The sequence below is a fragment of the Enterobacter cloacae complex sp. P12RS genome, from assembly GCF_014895875.1.
Classification (GTDB): domain Bacteria; phylum Pseudomonadota; class Gammaproteobacteria; order Enterobacterales; family Enterobacteriaceae; genus Enterobacter; species Enterobacter bugandensis.
On sequence record NZ_JADBQO010000041.1, the window covers coordinates 37,169 to 53,569 of the forward strand.

Here is a 16,401-nt window from a genome sequence, read left to right on the forward strand (position 1 = left end):
TAGGCCGGGTAAGCGGTAGCGCCACCCGGCTTTTGTTTATGCACTGCAATACTTTTTCTTAATCACCACCGCAATGGTACCCACCAGCCCAGCAACCAGCAGGAATATCGGCAGGATCATCAGGAAGGTCATCACCTGATCTTCATGGTGCTTCACAAAGGGGATCATGTTCAGCGCGTAGCCGAGGGTGGTTACCACGCCAACCCACAGCAGGGCGCTCAGCCAGTTGAAGAACTGGAAGCGGCGGTTAGACAGCCCGGAAATACCCGCCATGGTGGGCAGAAGGGTGCGCACAAACGCCAGGAAACGCCCGGCGAGCAGCGCCAGCAGGCCGTGGCGGTCAAACATGCAGGTCGCACGCTGATGGTATTTATGCGGTAACTGCGCCAGCCAGCCCTTCACCACGCGCGTGTTCCCCAGCCAGCGGCCCTGCAGATAGCTCAGCCAGCAGCCCAGGCTCGCGGCGGAGGTAAGGATAACCATCGTTGGCGTAAAGTCCATGACGCCTTTGCCGATCAACGCCCCGGCAAGCAAAAGCAAACTGTCACCGGGTAAAAACGAGGCTGGCAGTAATCCATTTTCCAGAAACAGCGTCGCGAACATCACGAAATAGACGACGCCTACAACGTGGGGATCCGCCAGGGCGGCAAAATCATGTTGCCAGAGCGCCGCGATAATATCTTGAATAACAGCCATGGACTTTCCTGTGGAACAGCAGAGATAACGCTATTGTACTCCCAATTTCACCTGTCGGGATTGATCGCAGGCGCAACTCATGCAGACTTTTCTGCATGCAGTGTTCACAAAAGCGTCCGGGGAGTACATTTTCAGCCCGCACTCTACACGATACGTTCAAAGCCTGCAGATAAATCCGCAATTAAATCGTCCACATTTTCTAAACCGATATGCAATCTAATGAGGGTGCCGCTGAAGTCCACTTCTCCGCCGGGGCGCAGGGCCGCGATCTGCTCCGGCTGATTCGGCAGGATCAGAGATTCAAAACCGCCCCAGGAGTAGGCCATGCTAAAGAGGGTAAAATTATCCAGATAGCTTGCCAGCTCGTCATTACTCAGCCGTTTTTTAAGGACAAACGAGAACAGCCCGCTGCTGCCCGTAAAGTCACGTTGCCAGAACTCATGGCCTTTACTACCCGGCAGCGCCGGATGGTTCACGCGCTCAACCTGCGGATGCTGCGCCAGCCATTCAGCGATTTTCAGGCTACTTTCATGATGCTGACGCAGACGCACGCCGAGCGTACGAATGCCCCGGCTGGTCATGTATGCCGTGTCTGCATCCACCATCTGGCCCATCAGGTAGGCATTTTCCCGCAGCTGGTCCCAGCAGCGCGCGTTGGAAACCGCGGTGCCAATCATCCCGTCAGAGTGTCCAATCAGGTATTTCGTTGCCGCCTGAATCGAGATATCAATATCGAATTCCAGCGCCTTAAACAGCACACCTGCCGCCCAGGTGTTGTCGATCATGATAATCGCCTCTGGCGCTTTGCTGCGCACGGCCTTCACGATAGCCGGAACGTCGTGCACTTCCATGGTGATGGAGCCAGGAGATTCCAGGAACACAATGCGCGTGTTTGGCTGGATAAGTTCAGCAATGCCTTCACCAATCAGCGGGTCAAACCAGCTGGTGGTCACGCCGAGCTTGCTGAGAATTTTGGTGCAGAAATCCTGGCTAGGTTCATAGGCGGTGTTGGTCATCAGGATATGGTCGCCCTGTTCGACAAACGCCAGAATGGTGTTGGCGACCGCCGCCGCACCGCACGGGAACAGCGCGCAGCCCGCGCCCCCCTCCAGCTCGCACATCGCTTCCTGCAGCGAAAAATGGGTTAGCGTGCCGCGGCGACCGTAGAACAGCCCACCTTTTGCGCGGTTACGCGTGGCGATTTTTTTCTCCTCAACGGTATCAAACACCAGCGAGGAGGCGCGTTGAATCACGCTGTTGACCGATCCCTGAGTGTATTTTTTGCTGCGTCCCGCCTGCACCAGCGTGGTATCAAGATGCTTCTTCGTCATGTTCGCTAACCCTGTTTTTATACGTCTGGACGTCCAGACTACCACGATTGTAAAAAACTGCACCCGCATGCTTATCGAATAAGCAGAAAATATTAGCAAAAAAGCGCATAAGGAATTTTTACTGCGTAAGCGCAAGGAAACTGAGCGAAAATTACGGCACCATGTAAATACTAATGAGAACGACTATCAATTCGACGGCTTTTTGATATTATTACGTTCAGATTTTGTGATTTGCGTCCTGGAGATACAGAGTGGGTAATAATTTGATGCAGACGGATCTCTCCGTTTGGGGCATGTATCATCATGCTGACATCGTGGTTAAGATTGTGATGATCGGCCTGATTCTGGCGTCCGTTGTCACCTGGGCTATCTTCTTCAGCAAAAGCGCCGAGCTGCTTTCGCAGAAGCGTCGCCTCAAGCGGGAACAGCAGCAGCTGGCAGACGCCCGCTCTCTGGATCAGGCTTCTGAGATGACCTCATCCTTCCACCCGAAAAGCCTGACCACCCTGTTAGTGAATGAAGCTCAGAACGAGCTGGAACTCTCCGCCGGCAGTGAAGATAACGAAGGCATTAAAGAGCGTACCGGTTTCCGTCTGGAGCGTCGCGTTGCGGCCGTTGGCCGACACATGGGACGCGGCAATGGGTATCTGGCGACCATCGGCGCGATTTCACCGTTCATCGGTCTTTTCGGTACGGTCTGGGGTATCATGAACAGCTTTATCGGCATTGCCCAGACCCAAACCACCAACCTGGCGGTAGTGGCCCCGGGGATCGCGGAAGCGCTGCTGGCGACGGCAATCGGTCTGGTCGCGGCAATTCCGGCGGTGGTTATCTACAACATTTTCGCGCGTATGATCGGCAACTATAAAGCCACGCTCGGCGACGTTGCCGCTCAGGTTCTGCTGCTGCAAAGCCGTGATCTCGACCTGAATGCCAGCGCCGTGAAGCCGGTGCATGCGGCGTCTAAACTGCGCGTAGGTTGATTGTATGGCAATGCGTCTAAACGAAAATCTGGACGATAACGGCGAAATGCACGAAATCAACGTGACGCCGTTTATCGACGTCATGCTGGTGCTGCTGATTATCTTCATGGTGGCAGCACCCCTGGCGACGGTCGACGTGAAGGTGAATCTGCCTGCCTCCTCCAGCCAGCCGCAGCCGCGTCCGGAAAAGCCAATTTATTTGTCGGTGAAAGCGGATAAATCCATGTTCCTGGGGAACGACCCTGTAACGGATACCTCCGTTATTCCGGCGCTGGACCAGCTGACCGGCGGCAAGAAGGACACCACCATCTTCTTCCGGGCGGACAAAACCGTCGACTATGAAACCATGATGAAGGTAATGGACACGCTGCATCAGGCGGGTTATCTGAAGATTGGGCTGGTCGGGGAAGAGAAAGCGGCCGCGAAGTGATAAGGAAGCTGGCGAAAGCCAGCTTTTTTCATTGTGTGTGAGGGAGCACGGTCAATCTAACGAGTAATAGCGTATATGGTTTCCTCTCAACGTGTTCCGGTCGCGTTGAGGTTGATAACGGGCATGATAGCCACATTACCGGCGTAAAAGAGATCTGAATTAGTAAACGTATAAATACGTCCGGTAATGGTTGCGTTGACGTGCGAACCGTACCCAGTGATTCTGGCGCTGCCGGTATCAGCAACCATAAACGGTGTCCTCTTTTTCAGATGGTTAAGCGGGTTTACCTGATGCTTAGCGTCAAGATAATAGCGGTACACGTCTGAAACCGTCGCTCCTCCGCCCTTGTACTTAGTGATGTATAAATACATATCAGATGTAATTTGTTGTTCTGAATAAAGTTCATCATCTGGCGGCTGGCTGGCGTAATACTGAAATACCACAAAAACGAGTAGTGCGACAGTCAGCGCGCGATGCAACCATTTAATAACCGTGCTGCCTGGCATAATCAATTCCTTGTTTAATCCAAAACTGGTCGTGCGGGTCATCCCCATAAGGTAGTTCACCGTACCATGCTCCCCACTGTGGGTTTGATGTTCCAGCCCTGCTTTGCGCGAAACCTGCGCCCATATAAAGCATTTTTTCTGGTATACCCGCTGCAAACCCGGTAGCACCATAATTAAAATTACCAAAATTAGCCAGGTCACGGCGCTGTTGTTTGTAATCCCACGGACCATGATTTCTGACCTGTTGATAAAACCAGTAATAGGTTTGCGGTAGCGCCATATTACGTCCCACGCTATGCGTGCTGGCTTCGCGCATGTTGTCTAAAACAATGCTCGTTCCTCTGGTCGGCATGAGAGGCAGTACAGCCATAATTGCATCCTTGCAGTTTGATTTTTGGGGATATTTACCCATGATCAATCCTTGAACATTGATACACATCATTTAAGTCGGTGATTTTTTCTGCGCGCAATCGTATTACAACAAGCGCGCAGGAGTTGTGATTTTCTGCGAACAGGAAGAAGAAAAGAGTATTTAGCTTTTAGTTTCGGGGGGGCGGGTTGCCAGCGCGTCTTCATCAAGCGCGACGTGGGTGACGTTTGAGGTGTGATAATCCCCCTCAGACAGTTTACGGGTCAGGCGCAGCGTCGCGGTCTCTCTCGCCAGCAGATACTGATAGTTGGCTTCAAGACGTCCCAGCAGTTTCTCTTTCAGTTCTGGAAGCTGTTCGATGATGGCGTTCATCACGGCGCCGTAAATTTCTTCTTTAACCTGTAACGGATAAATCTCGCGGCGATTCTGCCATTTCAGACGCACCAGCGTTGCCGGGATCGATACCAGGTCTTGTGTAATACGCGTCATCTCGGCATTTTTGGCATTTCTTAGCGCCTCGATATTTTGCTTTAAGATAAATTCATCACTTTTTTTATCATCTAAAGTCAAATAAACGTTATTGTCTTTAACTTCTTTCACGTTAATCTTCCCCCAGGGTATAAAAAATAGGGTTGTTTTTTTCTCGCGTAATTAGATTAAGCCAAATTTCATTGCCGGCCTCATTTATTTCCTTCGTTTTTTCAGTCATTATTTGACTTAGTTTCTGGGCATCTATTTCGCCTTCTGCCTGCAGGTCATTCAGCAGGTGGACGAAGGCTTCAATTTTTATAGCGCGAAATAAGCGGTCTTTTATATGGCGATCGTGCTCTTCCAGCAGCATATTACGGGATTTGCCAGTGTGAGAAACGCCAATTAATATATCAGGCTCGAAATCAGAGAGCTTTCTTTTCCCCTGAGTGAAACTGGCCTTTTTTTCTTCTTCCGTCGGTTGCTGTTCCACAGGCGTAATGTGGTACTTAGCCGGGACGAGATAGTCGGGCAGCATTTTTAATTTCCTTTAATTTCAACAGGGTGGGGTTGGTAAAGGCGTGAGATTCGTTGACAATATCATGAGGCAATTTTAAAATCAAAAAAAATGGAGCCAACCCATGAACAGCATCTTTTTTACGGTCATCACATTACTATTACTGACCGCTGGTGTGCTTTTATTGATGCAGGAGTTCAATAAAACGAAAGTGTCGAAAGACACCAGTGAACCGCCACAATCTGAACTGATGACAAAAGAGGAAGGAGAAGATCATTTCTCTGTTTTGATGAACTCCGTTACGCCTGTCTGGTACTGGCGGGTGAATCATGAATATATCGACTTCTTACACGCGACAATTAAGCGCATGAAAATGTCGGAAATTAATGACACGCCCGGTCTGTTTGAGGCGCAGCGTCGCTGTAGCGATCTGAATTCAGCGGTTTATAAATATTACGACAACATCAAAAAGCGCTGTCTTAACGGTGAGAAGGTTTCGTATTCAGACCTGGACGTATTAAACCTTCGCCAGTGTTTTCGCGAGTTTAGCCTAGAAGCCTACCCGGAGCTGGTGGTGCTGGTCTGGCCGGAGTATGCGCGTCCTGAGGTTAACCCGGACGACGTCTGAGTGGCGTACTGGTTAGTTCTTGCAAACAGTCAGCGCCGTTGAGATATACTGAGCGCTGGTTTCGTTTGCAGACAGGATTTTATGGAACGCTTCTTTGAAAACGCAATGTATGCCTCTCGCTGGCTGCTCGCACCCGTCTATTTCGGTCTTTCCCTGGCGCTGGTCGCCCTGACGATCAAGTTCTTCCAGGAGATTTTCCACGTATTGCCTAACATTTTCTCCGTGGCGGAAGCCGATTTAATTCTGGTTCTGCTGTCGCTGGTGGATATGACGCTGGTGGGCGGCTTACTGGTGATGGTGATGTTCTCCGGTTATGAGAACTTCGTCTCTCAGCTTGATATCGCCGAGCATAAAGAAAAGCTCAACTGGCTGGGGAAAATGGACGCCTCGTCGCTGAAGAATAAAGTTGCGGCATCTATAGTGGCAATCTCCTCTATCCACCTGTTGCGCGTGTTTATGGACGCGAAAAACGTCCCGGATAATAAGCTGATGTGGTATGTGATTATCCACCTGACGTTTGTGCTGTCGGCGTTTGTGATGGGGTATCTGGATAAGATCAGTAAGAAATAAGGTACACATTTCTCCCCTCACCCTAACCNNGGTTAGGGTGAGGGGAGAAAGCATCGAACCACACTATTTATCCGACGACGCCTGCCACAAATTCAGTTCCCCGTCCGCCACGTGCTGGTCAATCCGCGTCAGTTCATCTTCCGTAAAGCGCAGATTACCCAGCGCCTGAACGTTCTCCTCCAGCTGTTCCGGGCGGCTCGCGCCAATCAGCACTGACGTCACGCGAGCATCTTTCAGCAGCCAGCTCAGCGCCATCTGCGCCATTGTCTGCCCGCGCGCCTGCGCCATCTCATTAAGCAGACGAAGGCTATTCAGGTTAGCTTCCGTCAGCATTTTCTGCGTCAGGCCGCGCACTTTGTTCCCCTCGCGCTGCATGCGAGAACCTTCCGGAATACCGTTCAGGTATTTTCCGGTCAGCAGACCCTGCGCCAGCGGGGTAAAGGCAATACACCCCGTGCCGTTTGCTTCCAGCGTATCCAGCAAGCCGGTCTTATCGACCCAGCGGTTAAGCAGGTTATAGGACGGCTGGTGGATCAGCAGCGGGATCTTCCACTCGTGCAGCAGCGCGGCCATTTTTTGTGTGCGCTCGGTAGAGTAGGAGGAAATGCCCACGTACAGTGCTTTCCCACTCTGAACAGCATGAGCCAGCGCGGAGGCCGTCTCTTCCATTGGCGTATTTTCATCCACGCGGTGGGAATAGAAAATATCCACGTATTCGATGCCCATACGTTTCAGGCTCTGGTCGAGACTGGCGAGCAGATACTTGCGTGAGCCGCCTGAACCGTACGGGCCTGGCCACATGTCGTAACCGGCTTTAGTGGAGATAATCAGCTCGTCGCGATACCGGGCAAAGTCCTCACGCAGCAGGCGGCCAAAGTTCTCTTCCGCGCTTCCCGCAGGCGGTCCGTAGTTGTTGGCAAGATCGAAATGGGTAATCCCGAGATCGAAGGCTTTACGCAGCAGCGCGCGCTGGGAGTCAAGGGGCTGAACGTGGCCGAAGCTATGCCACAGGCCCAGCGACAGCGCGGGCAGGCGCAGGCCGCTCTTGCCACAGTAGCGGTACTGCATATTCTCGTAGCGGGTAGCGTCAGGGTACCAGGACATGATGTCTCCTTATCTTATAGATGATTTTTTGAAACGTCGTTTTCATTCTGAACTTATCACATCATGTCGTGCGAAGATAAGGGTTAACGGTGGCTGTGCGACCTGTGAAGCCACGCTAACTAAAAATAATCACAAAAGGTTATAATTTCCCTGCACCCTGCCGATAACGAGAGTAGCACTCGCCTCTGGGCGAATTCACCCTCACGGCAAGGAAGACTTATGAATATGCTCCGTAATTTCACGATCCGTTTCGTTATGCTGACGATCCTCGGGATTTTTTGTTTAATGTGGGCGGGCGTCGGGCTGTACAGCACCTGGTCCCTGTCACGGGTATCAGACGGCAATGAAGTCGATCGCCAGCTGGTTAAACAGATGATGGTGCTCAGCCAGGGCAACGATCAGTATTTCCGCTTTGTGACCCGTCTGAGCCGCGCCATGGAGGTCAAAGCCGCTGGCGGCACGCCGGATTTGTCCTCTGCCCAACAGGCGCTGGACAACATGGGTAAGAAACTGGCCGAAATGAAGGCGATCTCGCCTGGCCCAATGGATGAGCAGGTCTCTGCGCAGGTGATCGGTACCTGGCAGGCGCTGCTTGAACAGGGTGTGACGCCGCAAATGGAGCAGGCGAAGCAGGCGACCCTGGACGGCTACCGCCAGCAGGCCAACAACGTTACGCCGCCGCTAAGCCGTGCGTTCGGTGCCGCCGCCGAGAAGTTCAATAATGCCGCCGCGAAGACGCTCGACAGCACCCGCATGGTGGTCGACGGCCTGACCAGCATGACCCGCACGGTTATTATCGTCGCCACCATTATCGGCCTGCTGATCCTGCTCTTTACCGACCGCTACCTGGTGGCGATGCTGGTCAAACCGCTGGAGCGCATTCGTCAGCAGTTCCGCCAGATTGCCCAGGGCGATCTCAGCCAGCCCATTGCGCCTTTCGGCCGCAACTGCGTGGGACAGCTGGTGCCGCTGCTGAGCGCCATGCAGGACAGCCTGCGTGAAGCGGTCAGCACCATTCGCTCCGGCAGTGAGAATATCTGGCGCGGCGCGACGGAGATCTCCAGCGGCAACAACGATCTCTCTTCCCGTACCGAAGAGCAGGCTGCCGCGCTGGAAGAGACGGCGGCCAGCATGGAACAGCTGACCGCTACCGTGAAGCTGAACGCCGAAAGCGCGCGTCAGGCCAGCCAGCTTGCCGATGTGGCCTCAATAACCGCCAGCCGCGGCGGCTCGCTGGTGGAAGAGGTGGTCACCACCATGAGCGGTATTTCGGAAAGCTCGAAGAAAATTGCTGAAATCACCAACGTCATCAACAGCATTGCCTTCCAGACCAATATTCTGGCGCTCAATGCGGCCGTAGAAGCGGCGCGCGCGGGCGAGCAGGGGCGTGGGTTCGCCGTGGTAGCGGGTGAAGTCCGCAACCTGGCAAGCCGCAGCGCCAATGCGGCAAAAGAAATTGAGGGTCTGATTACCGATTCCGTGACCCGCGTAGAGCAGGGTGCGCAGCTGGTGAGCGACACGGGCACCACCATGGATGCGATTTTGCGTGACGTGACGGAGGTGACGACCATTATGAAGCAAATCGCGTCGGCTTCTGAGGAGCAAAGTAAGGGCATTTCGCAGGTCGGGATTGCCATTACGCAGATGGACGGCGTCACCCAGCAGAACGCCTCGCTGGTCGAAGAGGTTTCCGCAGCAGCCGCGGCGCTGGAACGCCAGACCGAAGAGCTTCAACGCTCGGTGCAGAAGTTCCGCCTGACGGCATAACACAACAGGCCGCCTGATGCGGCCTTACTTCTTTCTTTTCCCGATGCTGTTAGTGCGTCGCTTCACCAATCAGCGCGCCCGTGCCGGCACCCACGGCCGCGCCTTTCAGCACGCTATTGCCCGTCACCGCAGCCGCGCCCGCGCCAACGACGGCACCCACGGCACCGCCCTTACGTGCGTCTTTGCCTTTTTCGCCGTTTTTGAACATTGCACCCGTGCCTGCGCCAACCACGGCACCACCCACAGTTGATTTCAGATCTTTGCCCGTGGCTGCGCCAATAGCAGCACCTGCTACCGCGCCGGCGGCGGTTTTGTCGATGGCCATTCCAGAGGTGGAAAAAATGAGGGCGCTGATAACCAGCGTTGTTTTAATAAGTCTCATAACAGATCCTTTGTGACTGCTGTCAGTTGATACGGCGTTTCTCATTCTGAGGTGAGAAAAACGTCCAGATAGTGCCAGCAATAGCCACTCAACCTTTAGGCTAATCATGCCCTGGGCAAGGATCGCGGCTGCCGGGCGGGGAGCCGCCCGGCGAAACGTTACGCCTGACGCTTGTCTTCCGTATTGGTATCGAAGTCGCTCGCCGCGTGGCGTTCGTGGAGCTGCTCGTTCAGCTCGCCGCTGGTGCGGTTAACGATGCGACCGCGCTTAACCGCATGGCGGTTCGCCACGTCCTTCGCCCAGCGCTGGACGTTGGTATACTTCTCTGCATCCAGGAATTCGGCGGCGTTATAAACGCTGCCCAGCGCCACGCAGCCGAACCATGGCCAAATCGCCATATCCGCGATGGTGTACTCCTCACCCGCCACGTAGCGACCGCGCGCCAGCTGTTTATCCAGCACGTCGAACAGGCGCTTAGCTTCCATGGTGAAGCGGTCAATCGCGTACTCGATTTTTACTGGCGCATAGTTGTAGAAGTGGCCAAAGCCGCCGCCGAGGAACGGTGCCGCGCCCTGGAGCCAGAACAGCCAGTTCAGCGTCTCGGTGCGTCCCGCCGGATCTTTCGGCAGGAAGTGGCCGAATTTCTCCGCCAGATAGAGCAGGATATTGCCGGATTCAAAGACGCGCGTTGGCGGGTTCGTGGAGTGGTCACGCAGCGCCGGGATTTTCGAGTTCGGGTTCACGTCGACAAACCCGCTGGAGAACTGATCGCCCTCGCCGATGCGGATCAACCACGCATCGTATTCCGCGCCCGTCACGCCCAGTGCCAATAGCTCTTCGAGCATGATCGTCACCTTCTGGCCGTTCGGTGTGCCCAGCGAGTAGAGCTGCAGCGGGTGAGAGCCTACGGGCAAATCCTTCTCATGCGTTGCGCCGGAAATTGGACGGTTGATGTTGGCGAACGCGCCGCCGCCGTTCTTTTTCCATTCCCATACTTTTGGTGGCTGATATGTGTTGTCTGACATGTTGGCCTGCCTTTTTAGTGATGTGTTGAGGCAGTGTAGCAGGAGATTTGTGAAGCGTTTAACGTTGTGAGCGCAAGCAATTAACCGCTATTCCTTCTGCTGCTTATATATATCAAATCCGGCATAAGCTTAATCGAAAATCGCATTTTCATAATTAATGCGTAAACCGCTAAAGCTGAATATGATGCTTCAACATAAATAAAAGATGCAGTAATAAACACTTTATAAGGCAAGGAGTTAGTGAGATGCGCAAGCTTCTGTTATCGGCAGTGGTCGTTTCGCTCGCGTTAGGCCTGGCGGGCTGTGATGATGCGAAAAATAAAGAGACAAATTCGGCCGCGGCGGCAAAAAGCGACGCGCCAAAAGAGGGCGGTTCGCTCATTATCGGGATTACCTCCGGCGACCCGTTAGCTGTTAATCCGCTCTACGCCAGCGACCGCACAACATTAACCATCATGCAGGCGCTTTATGCCCCGCTGTACAGCTTTAATAACGGCAACATTGAGTGGGGCCTGGCGGAAAGCCTGACGCCTTCTGCCGACAACCTGAGCTACACCCTGACGCTAAAACCCAACCTAAAATGGCAGGACGGCCAGCCGCTGACGGCGGACGACGTGGTCTTCACCTTCAATAAGCTGCTGGATGCCAAACAGCACAGCTTCTTCCGCAGCATGTTTACCTACGGCGGCAAGCCTGTTGAAGTGAGCAAGGTTGATGAGCGCACCGTTAAGTTCACCTTACCGCAGGTCAGCGCGGCCTTTACCGGCACCCTGGTGCAGATCTACCCGATCCCGCAGCACGTGTTCGCCGGTGAAGGCGACCTGGAAAAGAGCACCAAAAACGATGCGCCGGTCGGTTCCGGGCCGTTCAAATTTAAAGAGTATCGCGCCGGGCAATATTATGCCCTTACGCGCTTCGACGATTACTGGAACGGCAAACCGAAGCTCGATTCCGTCACCTACCGTTTCGCCAAAGACAGCAACGCCGCCAACCTGGCGCTGCAAAACGGTGAAATCAACCTTAAGATGGTTGACCCGCAGGATGTGAAACGCCTGAAAAATACCGGTAAGTTCGACTTCGTGGTCTATCCGGAGGGCCGCCTGGCCTATATGACGTTCAACCAGAACGTGGCGGTGATGAAGAGCAAAGCGCTGCGTCAGGCCATCGCGTACGCCATCAACAAAGACGAGCTAACTCAGACCGCGTTTACCTCGCTGGACTACGCTAAACCGGCAACCTCGTTCCTGACGCCAGATACGCTTTACAAGACGGATGACGTTGAACAGTACAAATTCGATCTGCAAAAAGCCAAAGACCTGCTGAAGACGTCCGGCGCGCCGGATAATCTCAAGCTGCGCCTGGCGTATGTGAACACCAACAAAACCCAGGAGAGCATGGCGCTCTACATTCAGCAGGCGCTGAAGGGCATTGGGGTGAACGTGGAGCTGATGCCGCTGGACTCCAACGCCATGTCTCAGCGCAGTCTTGATATGAACAACACCGCGTGGGAACTGAACCTGGGCGGCTACATTATGGGATCAGAGCCGGACGGTTACAAATCGCTGTTCATGAGCAACGAAGCCTATAACTACGCGCACTACAAAAATCCGCAGTTTGATGCCCTGTGGGATAAAGGTGCCGTGGAAACCGACGCCGCGAAACGTGCCGATATCTACAAGCAAATTCAGCAGACCGTGGCGAACGAGATGACCTACTACCCGATCGCCTACACCAATGCGACCGTCGCCGTGGATAAACGCTTCGGCGGCACGAAGGAAGCGGAGCCGAAGCCGGTTTATCTGTTCCAGGATCTGTCAAAAATTTATCAAAAATAGGCTGTTGCCCCGGTCGTAAGATCGGGGCCTTTTAAGGGCACGTCGTGAACACACTCCTCACGCGTCGGCTGCTGCTGCAGTTGCCGATGCTTTTCTTTATTTCGCTGGTGGCGTTTTTGCTGGTCAAGCTCGCGCCCGGCGACCCCGTGGCCGCGTACATCACGCCGCGTATGGCGCCGGAAGATATTGAGCGCATTCGCCAGAGCCTGGGGCTGGATAAGCCGCTGGTCACGCAGTACGTCCTGTGGCTGAAAAGCGTTTTGCAGGGCGATCTCGGCTATTCGTTGATTTACCACCGCCCGGTGCTGGAGATGATCGGCGAACGCATTCCGGCCACGCTGGGGCTGATGGGGGCGTCGCTGCTGATGGCTATCGTGCTGGCGATCCCGCTGGGGCTGCTGGCGGGGGCATTTAAGCACCGCTGGCTGGATCACCTGCTGAACCTGTTTGCCTATATCGGCATCTCGGTACCGATTTTCTGGTTCGGCATTTTGCTCATCACCGTTTTTGCCGTGCAGCTTAACTGGTTCCCCAGCATGGGGATGCGCACCATCGGCATGGAGGATAACGGGCTGGATCTGCTGCGCCACGGCGTGCTGCCGTGTATTGCGCTCACGTTCTATAACCTCTCCAGCTACGTGCGCTACATCCGTTCTAACACCATCTCGCAGCTCTCCGCCGACTACGTACAGACCCAGCTTGCCTACGGCGCCACGCATTTCAGTATTCTGTTCCGCCACGTGCTGAAAAACGTCTTGCTGCCGGTGATTACCCTGTTCGGCCTGTCGTTCGGTGAGCTGATTATAGGAGCTTATGTGACCGAGAGCGTCTTCTCCTGGCCGGGGATGGGGCTGCTCGGGATCCAGTCGATCGCCTCGCTGGACTACCCGCTGATTATGGCGATCATCATGCTCTCGTCGATAATGCTGATCGTCGGTAACCTGATCGCTGACGTGCTTTATCGCTTCGCCGATCCCCGCATTCGTACGCTGAGGTAACCGGATGAGCAGACGCTGGAAGCAGGTTCGTCACCAGCTGCGCCGCAACCGTCCGGCGCAGTTCTCCCTGTTTGTGCTTTTTATTTTCGTTGTCGCCGCGCTCTGTGCGGGGTTAAGTCCGTACGATCCAGATCGGATGGCGCTCGGCGCGCGCACGTTGCCGCCGGATGCCGCGCACTGGTTCGGCACCGACGAATACGGGCGCGACTACTTTACCCGCGCGCTGTATGGCGGCCAGATCTCCCTGATGGTCGGTTTTCTTGCCATGCTCTTTTCCACGCTTATCGGCACGGTAGTAGGAACGGTGAGCGGCTATTTTGGCGGCTGGCTGGATAACCTGATGATGCGCGCCGTGGATATCCTGATGGCCATTCCGGCCTTCTTCCTGCTGCTGGTGGTGAATGCTTACCTCAAGCCGGGCGTGGATAACATCATTCTGATTATCAGCCTGCTGACGTGGATGAACATGTCGCGTCTGGTGCGTGCTGAAACCCTATCGGTGAAAGAGCGCGAGTACGTGCTTTATGCCCGCGCGTCGGGAGCGCATCCGCTGCGTATTATCGTGCGCCACATCATTCCCGGCGTGCTGCCGACCATTATCGTGGCGGCCACGCTGAATATCGCCTCGGCCATTCTGATGGAGTCTACGCTCAGCTTCTTAGGGCTGGGCGTGCAGGCACCGGCGGCATCATGGGGAAGCATGCTTAACAACGCCCAGTCTTATATTGGCGAAGCGTCGTGGCTGGCGATGTTCCCCGGCATTCTGATCCTGCTGACGGTGTTCAGCTTTAACGTGCTGGGCGATGTGTTCCGTACCGCCTTTGAGCCGGGAGCAAATCGCGATGAGTAACTTATTAGCGCTTGAGAACCTGCAAACCACGTTCCGCACCCGCGAGGGCGAGGTTCACGCGGTGCGTGGCGTGAGCTTTCAGGTTCAGCCGGGGGAACTCGTCGGTATTGTCGGCGAGTCGGGCTGCGGGAAAAGCGTCACCTGTAAGTCGATTATCCAGCTTCTGGGGAGCAACGGACGGATAACCGGCGGCAGCATTCGCTTCCAGAATGAGGACCTGGCGCAGAAAACGCCCGCGCAGATGCGTGCCATTCGCGGCAACGAGATCGCGATGATTTTTCAGGATCCGATGACCGCCCTGAACCCGGTGCTCACTATCGGCAAGCAGATGTCTGAGATCCTGGTGCGAAATAAAAAACTGTCGAAAAAAGCGGCCAAAGCGGCAGCAATAGCCATGCTGGATCAGGTGGGCATTGCTGAAGCGGAACGCCGATACGACCAGTATCCCCACGAGTTCAGCGGCGGGATGCGCCAGCGGGTGATGATCGCTATTGCGCTCTCCTGTAATCCGAAGCTTCTTATTGCCGATGAGCCGACCACCGCGCTGGACGTGACCATTCAGGCGCAGATCCTGCGCCTGCTGAAAAGTCTGCAACAGCAGACCCGGACCGCGATTTTGCTGATCACCCACGATCTCGGCGTGGTGGCGCAGGTCTGCAGCCGCGTGGTGGTGATGTACGGCGGCCTGGTGATGGAGGAGGGGAGCGTGGAGGACATTTTTTATCGCCCTGCGCATCCTTACACCCAGGGTCTGCTGGCCTCGCTGCCGCGCCCGGATGAGGTGAATCAACGTTTATCGCCCATTGAAGGTTCGCCGCCTGGCCTGCTTAACCCGCCGCCGGGCTGTCCATTTGCGGAACGCTGCCCGAAGCGCATGCCCCAGTGTGAACGGCAACCCGCATTTTACACCGCCGGAGAGGGCCATCGCGCCGCCTGCTGGCTATGGGCCGAGGAGATTCAGGCATGAGTGAACAACAGGCGCCATTAGTGAGCGTGCGCGATCTGCGCAAGCACTATCCGCTCAACGGCGGTTTGCTGCGTAAAGGCGTGGCCGTGAAGGCGGTTGATGGCGTGAGCTTTGATATCCAGCCCGGCGAGACGTTTGGCCTGGTGGGTGAGTCCGGCTGCGGAAAATCCACCCTCGGGCGCGCCATACTGCGCCTTTTCGATATTACCTCTGGCGAGATCCACTTTGCCGGACAGGCAATCGCCCACGCCCGCGAAAGAGAGCTCAAGCCGCTGCGTAAGCGGATGCAGGCAATTTTTCAGGATCCTTACTCCTCGCTCAACCCCGGTATGACGGTACGACAGCTGGTGGCCGAACCGATGCAGATCCACGGCTACAGCCGCGAAGAACAGCGAGAACGTACGGAAACGCTGCTCTACAAAGTGGGGCTGAAGCACGAACACCTTGAACGGTTCCCGCATGAGTTCAGCGGCGGGCAGCGTCAGCGCATCAGTATTGCCCGCGCGTTGTCCGTGCATCCTGAATTTGTGCTGTGTGATGAGCCGCTCTCGGCGCTGGACGTATCGGTGCAGGCGCAGGTGGTGAATATTTTGCAGGACCTGCAGCAGGAGTTGGGGCTAACCTATCTGTTTATCGCCCACGATCTCTCCATGGTGCGCCATATCTCCAGCCGCATTGGGGTGATGTATCTCGGCAAACTGGTAGAGGTGGCCCCGGCGAATGAACTGTATCAGCGCCCGGCACACCCTTACACCCGCGCGCTGCTGGCGGCGGTTCCCCAGCCCGATCCGCGCATCCGCAATCTCGAAGACGCCACCCTGCGCGGCGACATTCCCGGCCCCACGTCCGTGCTGCCGGGCTGTAAGTTCTGCAGCCGCTGCCCGCACGCCATGCCGGTTTGTCAGACGCAGGAGCCTGCGATGCAGGAGATTGCGCCAGGGCATTTCGCGGCATGCTGGTTGTTTTAAATGTTA

General features: G+C 55.1%; 19 protein-coding genes. 10 read left to right on the plus strand and 9 right to left on the minus strand.

The window, feature by feature from the left end:
- Positions 1 to 36 precede the first annotated feature (36 nt).
- Positions 37 to 696, minus strand: coding sequence for a DedA family general envelope maintenance protein YghB (yghB, locus tag IM284_RS19525; protein ID WP_028014419.1), 660 nt, complete (start codon positions 694 to 696; stop codon positions 37 to 39).
- A gap of 143 nt (positions 697 to 839) precedes the next feature.
- On the minus strand, positions 840 to 2,027 hold the full coding sequence (metC, locus tag IM284_RS19530) for a cystathionine beta-lyase (protein WP_045631555.1): 1,188 nt from the start codon (positions 2,025 to 2,027) through the stop codon (positions 840 to 842).
- 251 nt (positions 2,028 to 2,278) lie between these two features.
- Between metC and exbB the strand changes: the two genes are divergently transcribed.
- Both exbB and exbD read left to right on the plus strand, forming a co-directional pair.
- Complete coding sequence (gene exbB, locus IM284_RS19535; protein ID WP_047367394.1) at positions 2,279 to 3,010, plus strand: tol-pal system-associated acyl-CoA thioesterase; 732 nt, start codon at positions 2,279 to 2,281, stop codon at positions 3,008 to 3,010.
- A 4-nt stretch (positions 3,011 to 3,014) separates the two neighbouring features.
- Positions 3,015 to 3,440 (plus strand): TonB system transport protein ExbD, encoded by a 426-nt coding sequence (gene exbD, locus IM284_RS19540; protein WP_047367395.1) that lies wholly within the window; start codon positions 3,015 to 3,017, stop codon positions 3,438 to 3,440.
- A gap of 86 nt (positions 3,441 to 3,526) precedes the next feature.
- On the opposite strand, the gene IM284_RS19545 is transcribed toward exbD, so the two are convergent.
- The 4 genes from IM284_RS19545 to IM284_RS19560 all read right to left on the minus strand — a co-directional run bounded on the left by IM284_RS19545 (position 3,527) and on the right by IM284_RS19560 (position 5,322).
- The gene (locus IM284_RS19545; RefSeq protein WP_047367396.1) at positions 3,527 to 3,946 is read right to left on the minus strand and encodes a hypothetical protein; all 420 of its coding nucleotides are present in this window, start codon (positions 3,944 to 3,946) and stop codon (positions 3,527 to 3,529) included.
- Entirely contained in the window at positions 3,924 to 4,358 is a 435-nt protein-coding gene (locus IM284_RS19550) for a polymorphic toxin type 44 domain-containing protein (RefSeq protein ID WP_224066002.1), read from the minus strand. Before IM284_RS19550 ends, IM284_RS19545 begins: the two co-directional genes overlap by 23 nt.
- A 120-nt stretch (positions 4,359 to 4,478) precedes the next feature.
- Positions 4,479 to 4,916 (minus strand): hypothetical protein, encoded by a 438-nt coding sequence (locus tag IM284_RS19555; protein ID WP_047367397.1) that lies wholly within the window; start codon positions 4,914 to 4,916, stop codon positions 4,479 to 4,481.
- 1 nt (position 4,917) lies between these two features.
- Positions 4,918 to 5,322, minus strand: coding sequence for a hypothetical protein (locus IM284_RS19560; RefSeq protein WP_045631553.1), 405 nt, complete (start codon positions 5,320 to 5,322; stop codon positions 4,918 to 4,920).
- Between the two features lie 103 nt (positions 5,323 to 5,425).
- Between IM284_RS19560 and IM284_RS19565 the strand changes: the two genes are divergently transcribed.
- Together IM284_RS19565 and IM284_RS19570 are read left to right on the plus strand one after the other, a co-directional pair.
- A complete protein-coding gene (locus tag IM284_RS19565) occupies positions 5,426 to 5,929 on the plus strand; it encodes an ESA_00282 family adhesion-associated protein (RefSeq protein ID WP_028014411.1) in 504 nt (167 codons plus the stop codon).
- Positions 5,930 to 6,010: 81 nt separating this feature from the next.
- Positions 6,011 to 6,499, plus strand: coding sequence for a TIGR00645 family protein (locus tag IM284_RS19570; protein WP_006811956.1), 489 nt, complete (start codon positions 6,011 to 6,013; stop codon positions 6,497 to 6,499).
- A 63-nt stretch (positions 6,500 to 6,562) separates the two neighbouring features.
- On the opposite strand, the gene IM284_RS19575 is transcribed toward IM284_RS19570, so the two are convergent.
- Positions 6,563 to 7,603 carry an aldo/keto reductase gene (locus tag IM284_RS19575; protein ID WP_047367399.1) on the minus strand — a complete coding sequence of 347 codons (1,041 nt, stop codon included), beginning with the start codon at positions 7,601 to 7,603 and terminating at the stop codon, positions 6,563 to 6,565.
- Between the two features lie 219 nt (positions 7,604 to 7,822).
- Between IM284_RS19575 and IM284_RS19580 the strand changes: the two genes are divergently transcribed.
- Positions 7,823 to 9,370, plus strand: coding sequence for a methyl-accepting chemotaxis protein (locus IM284_RS19580; protein ID WP_047367400.1), 1,548 nt, complete (start codon positions 7,823 to 7,825; stop codon positions 9,368 to 9,370).
- Positions 9,371 to 9,419: 49 nt separating this feature from the next.
- On the opposite strand, the gene IM284_RS19585 is transcribed toward IM284_RS19580, so the two are convergent.
- Both IM284_RS19585 and yghU read right to left on the minus strand, forming a co-directional pair.
- On the minus strand, positions 9,420 to 9,752 hold the full coding sequence (locus tag IM284_RS19585; protein ID WP_028014408.1) for a glycine zipper domain-containing protein: 333 nt from the start codon (positions 9,750 to 9,752) through the stop codon (positions 9,420 to 9,422).
- Between the two features lie 158 nt (positions 9,753 to 9,910).
- Positions 9,911 to 10,777, minus strand: a complete 867-nt coding sequence (yghU, locus tag IM284_RS19590) for a glutathione-dependent disulfide-bond oxidoreductase (protein WP_028014407.1) — start codon at positions 10,775 to 10,777, stop codon at positions 9,911 to 9,913.
- Between the two features lie 245 nt (positions 10,778 to 11,022).
- Here yghU and IM284_RS19595 point away from each other — a divergent pair, with 245 nt between their 5' ends.
- The 5 genes from IM284_RS19595 to IM284_RS19615 are packed head-to-tail and all read left to right on the plus strand — an operon-like array spanning position 11,023 to position 16,395.
- A complete protein-coding gene (locus tag IM284_RS19595) occupies positions 11,023 to 12,612 on the plus strand; it encodes an ABC transporter substrate-binding protein (protein ID WP_047367401.1) in 1,590 nt (529 codons plus the stop codon).
- Between the two features lie 44 nt (positions 12,613 to 12,656).
- Positions 12,657 to 13,610, plus strand: a complete 954-nt coding sequence (locus IM284_RS19600) for an ABC transporter permease (protein ID WP_082131796.1) — start codon at positions 12,657 to 12,659, stop codon at positions 13,608 to 13,610.
- Positions 13,611 to 13,614: 4 nt separating this feature from the next.
- Complete coding sequence (locus tag IM284_RS19605; protein WP_045630648.1) at positions 13,615 to 14,460, plus strand: ABC transporter permease; 846 nt, start codon at positions 13,615 to 13,617, stop codon at positions 14,458 to 14,460.
- Positions 14,453 to 15,427 (plus strand): ABC transporter ATP-binding protein, encoded by a 975-nt coding sequence (locus tag IM284_RS19610; protein WP_047367402.1) that lies wholly within the window; start codon positions 14,453 to 14,455, stop codon positions 15,425 to 15,427. Before IM284_RS19605 ends, IM284_RS19610 begins: the two co-directional genes overlap by 8 nt.
- The gene (locus IM284_RS19615; protein ID WP_028014402.1) at positions 15,424 to 16,395 is read left to right on the plus strand and encodes an ABC transporter ATP-binding protein; all 972 of its coding nucleotides are present in this window, start codon (positions 15,424 to 15,426) and stop codon (positions 16,393 to 16,395) included. Before IM284_RS19610 ends, IM284_RS19615 begins: the two co-directional genes overlap by 4 nt.
- Positions 16,396 to 16,401: the final 6 nt, after the last annotated feature.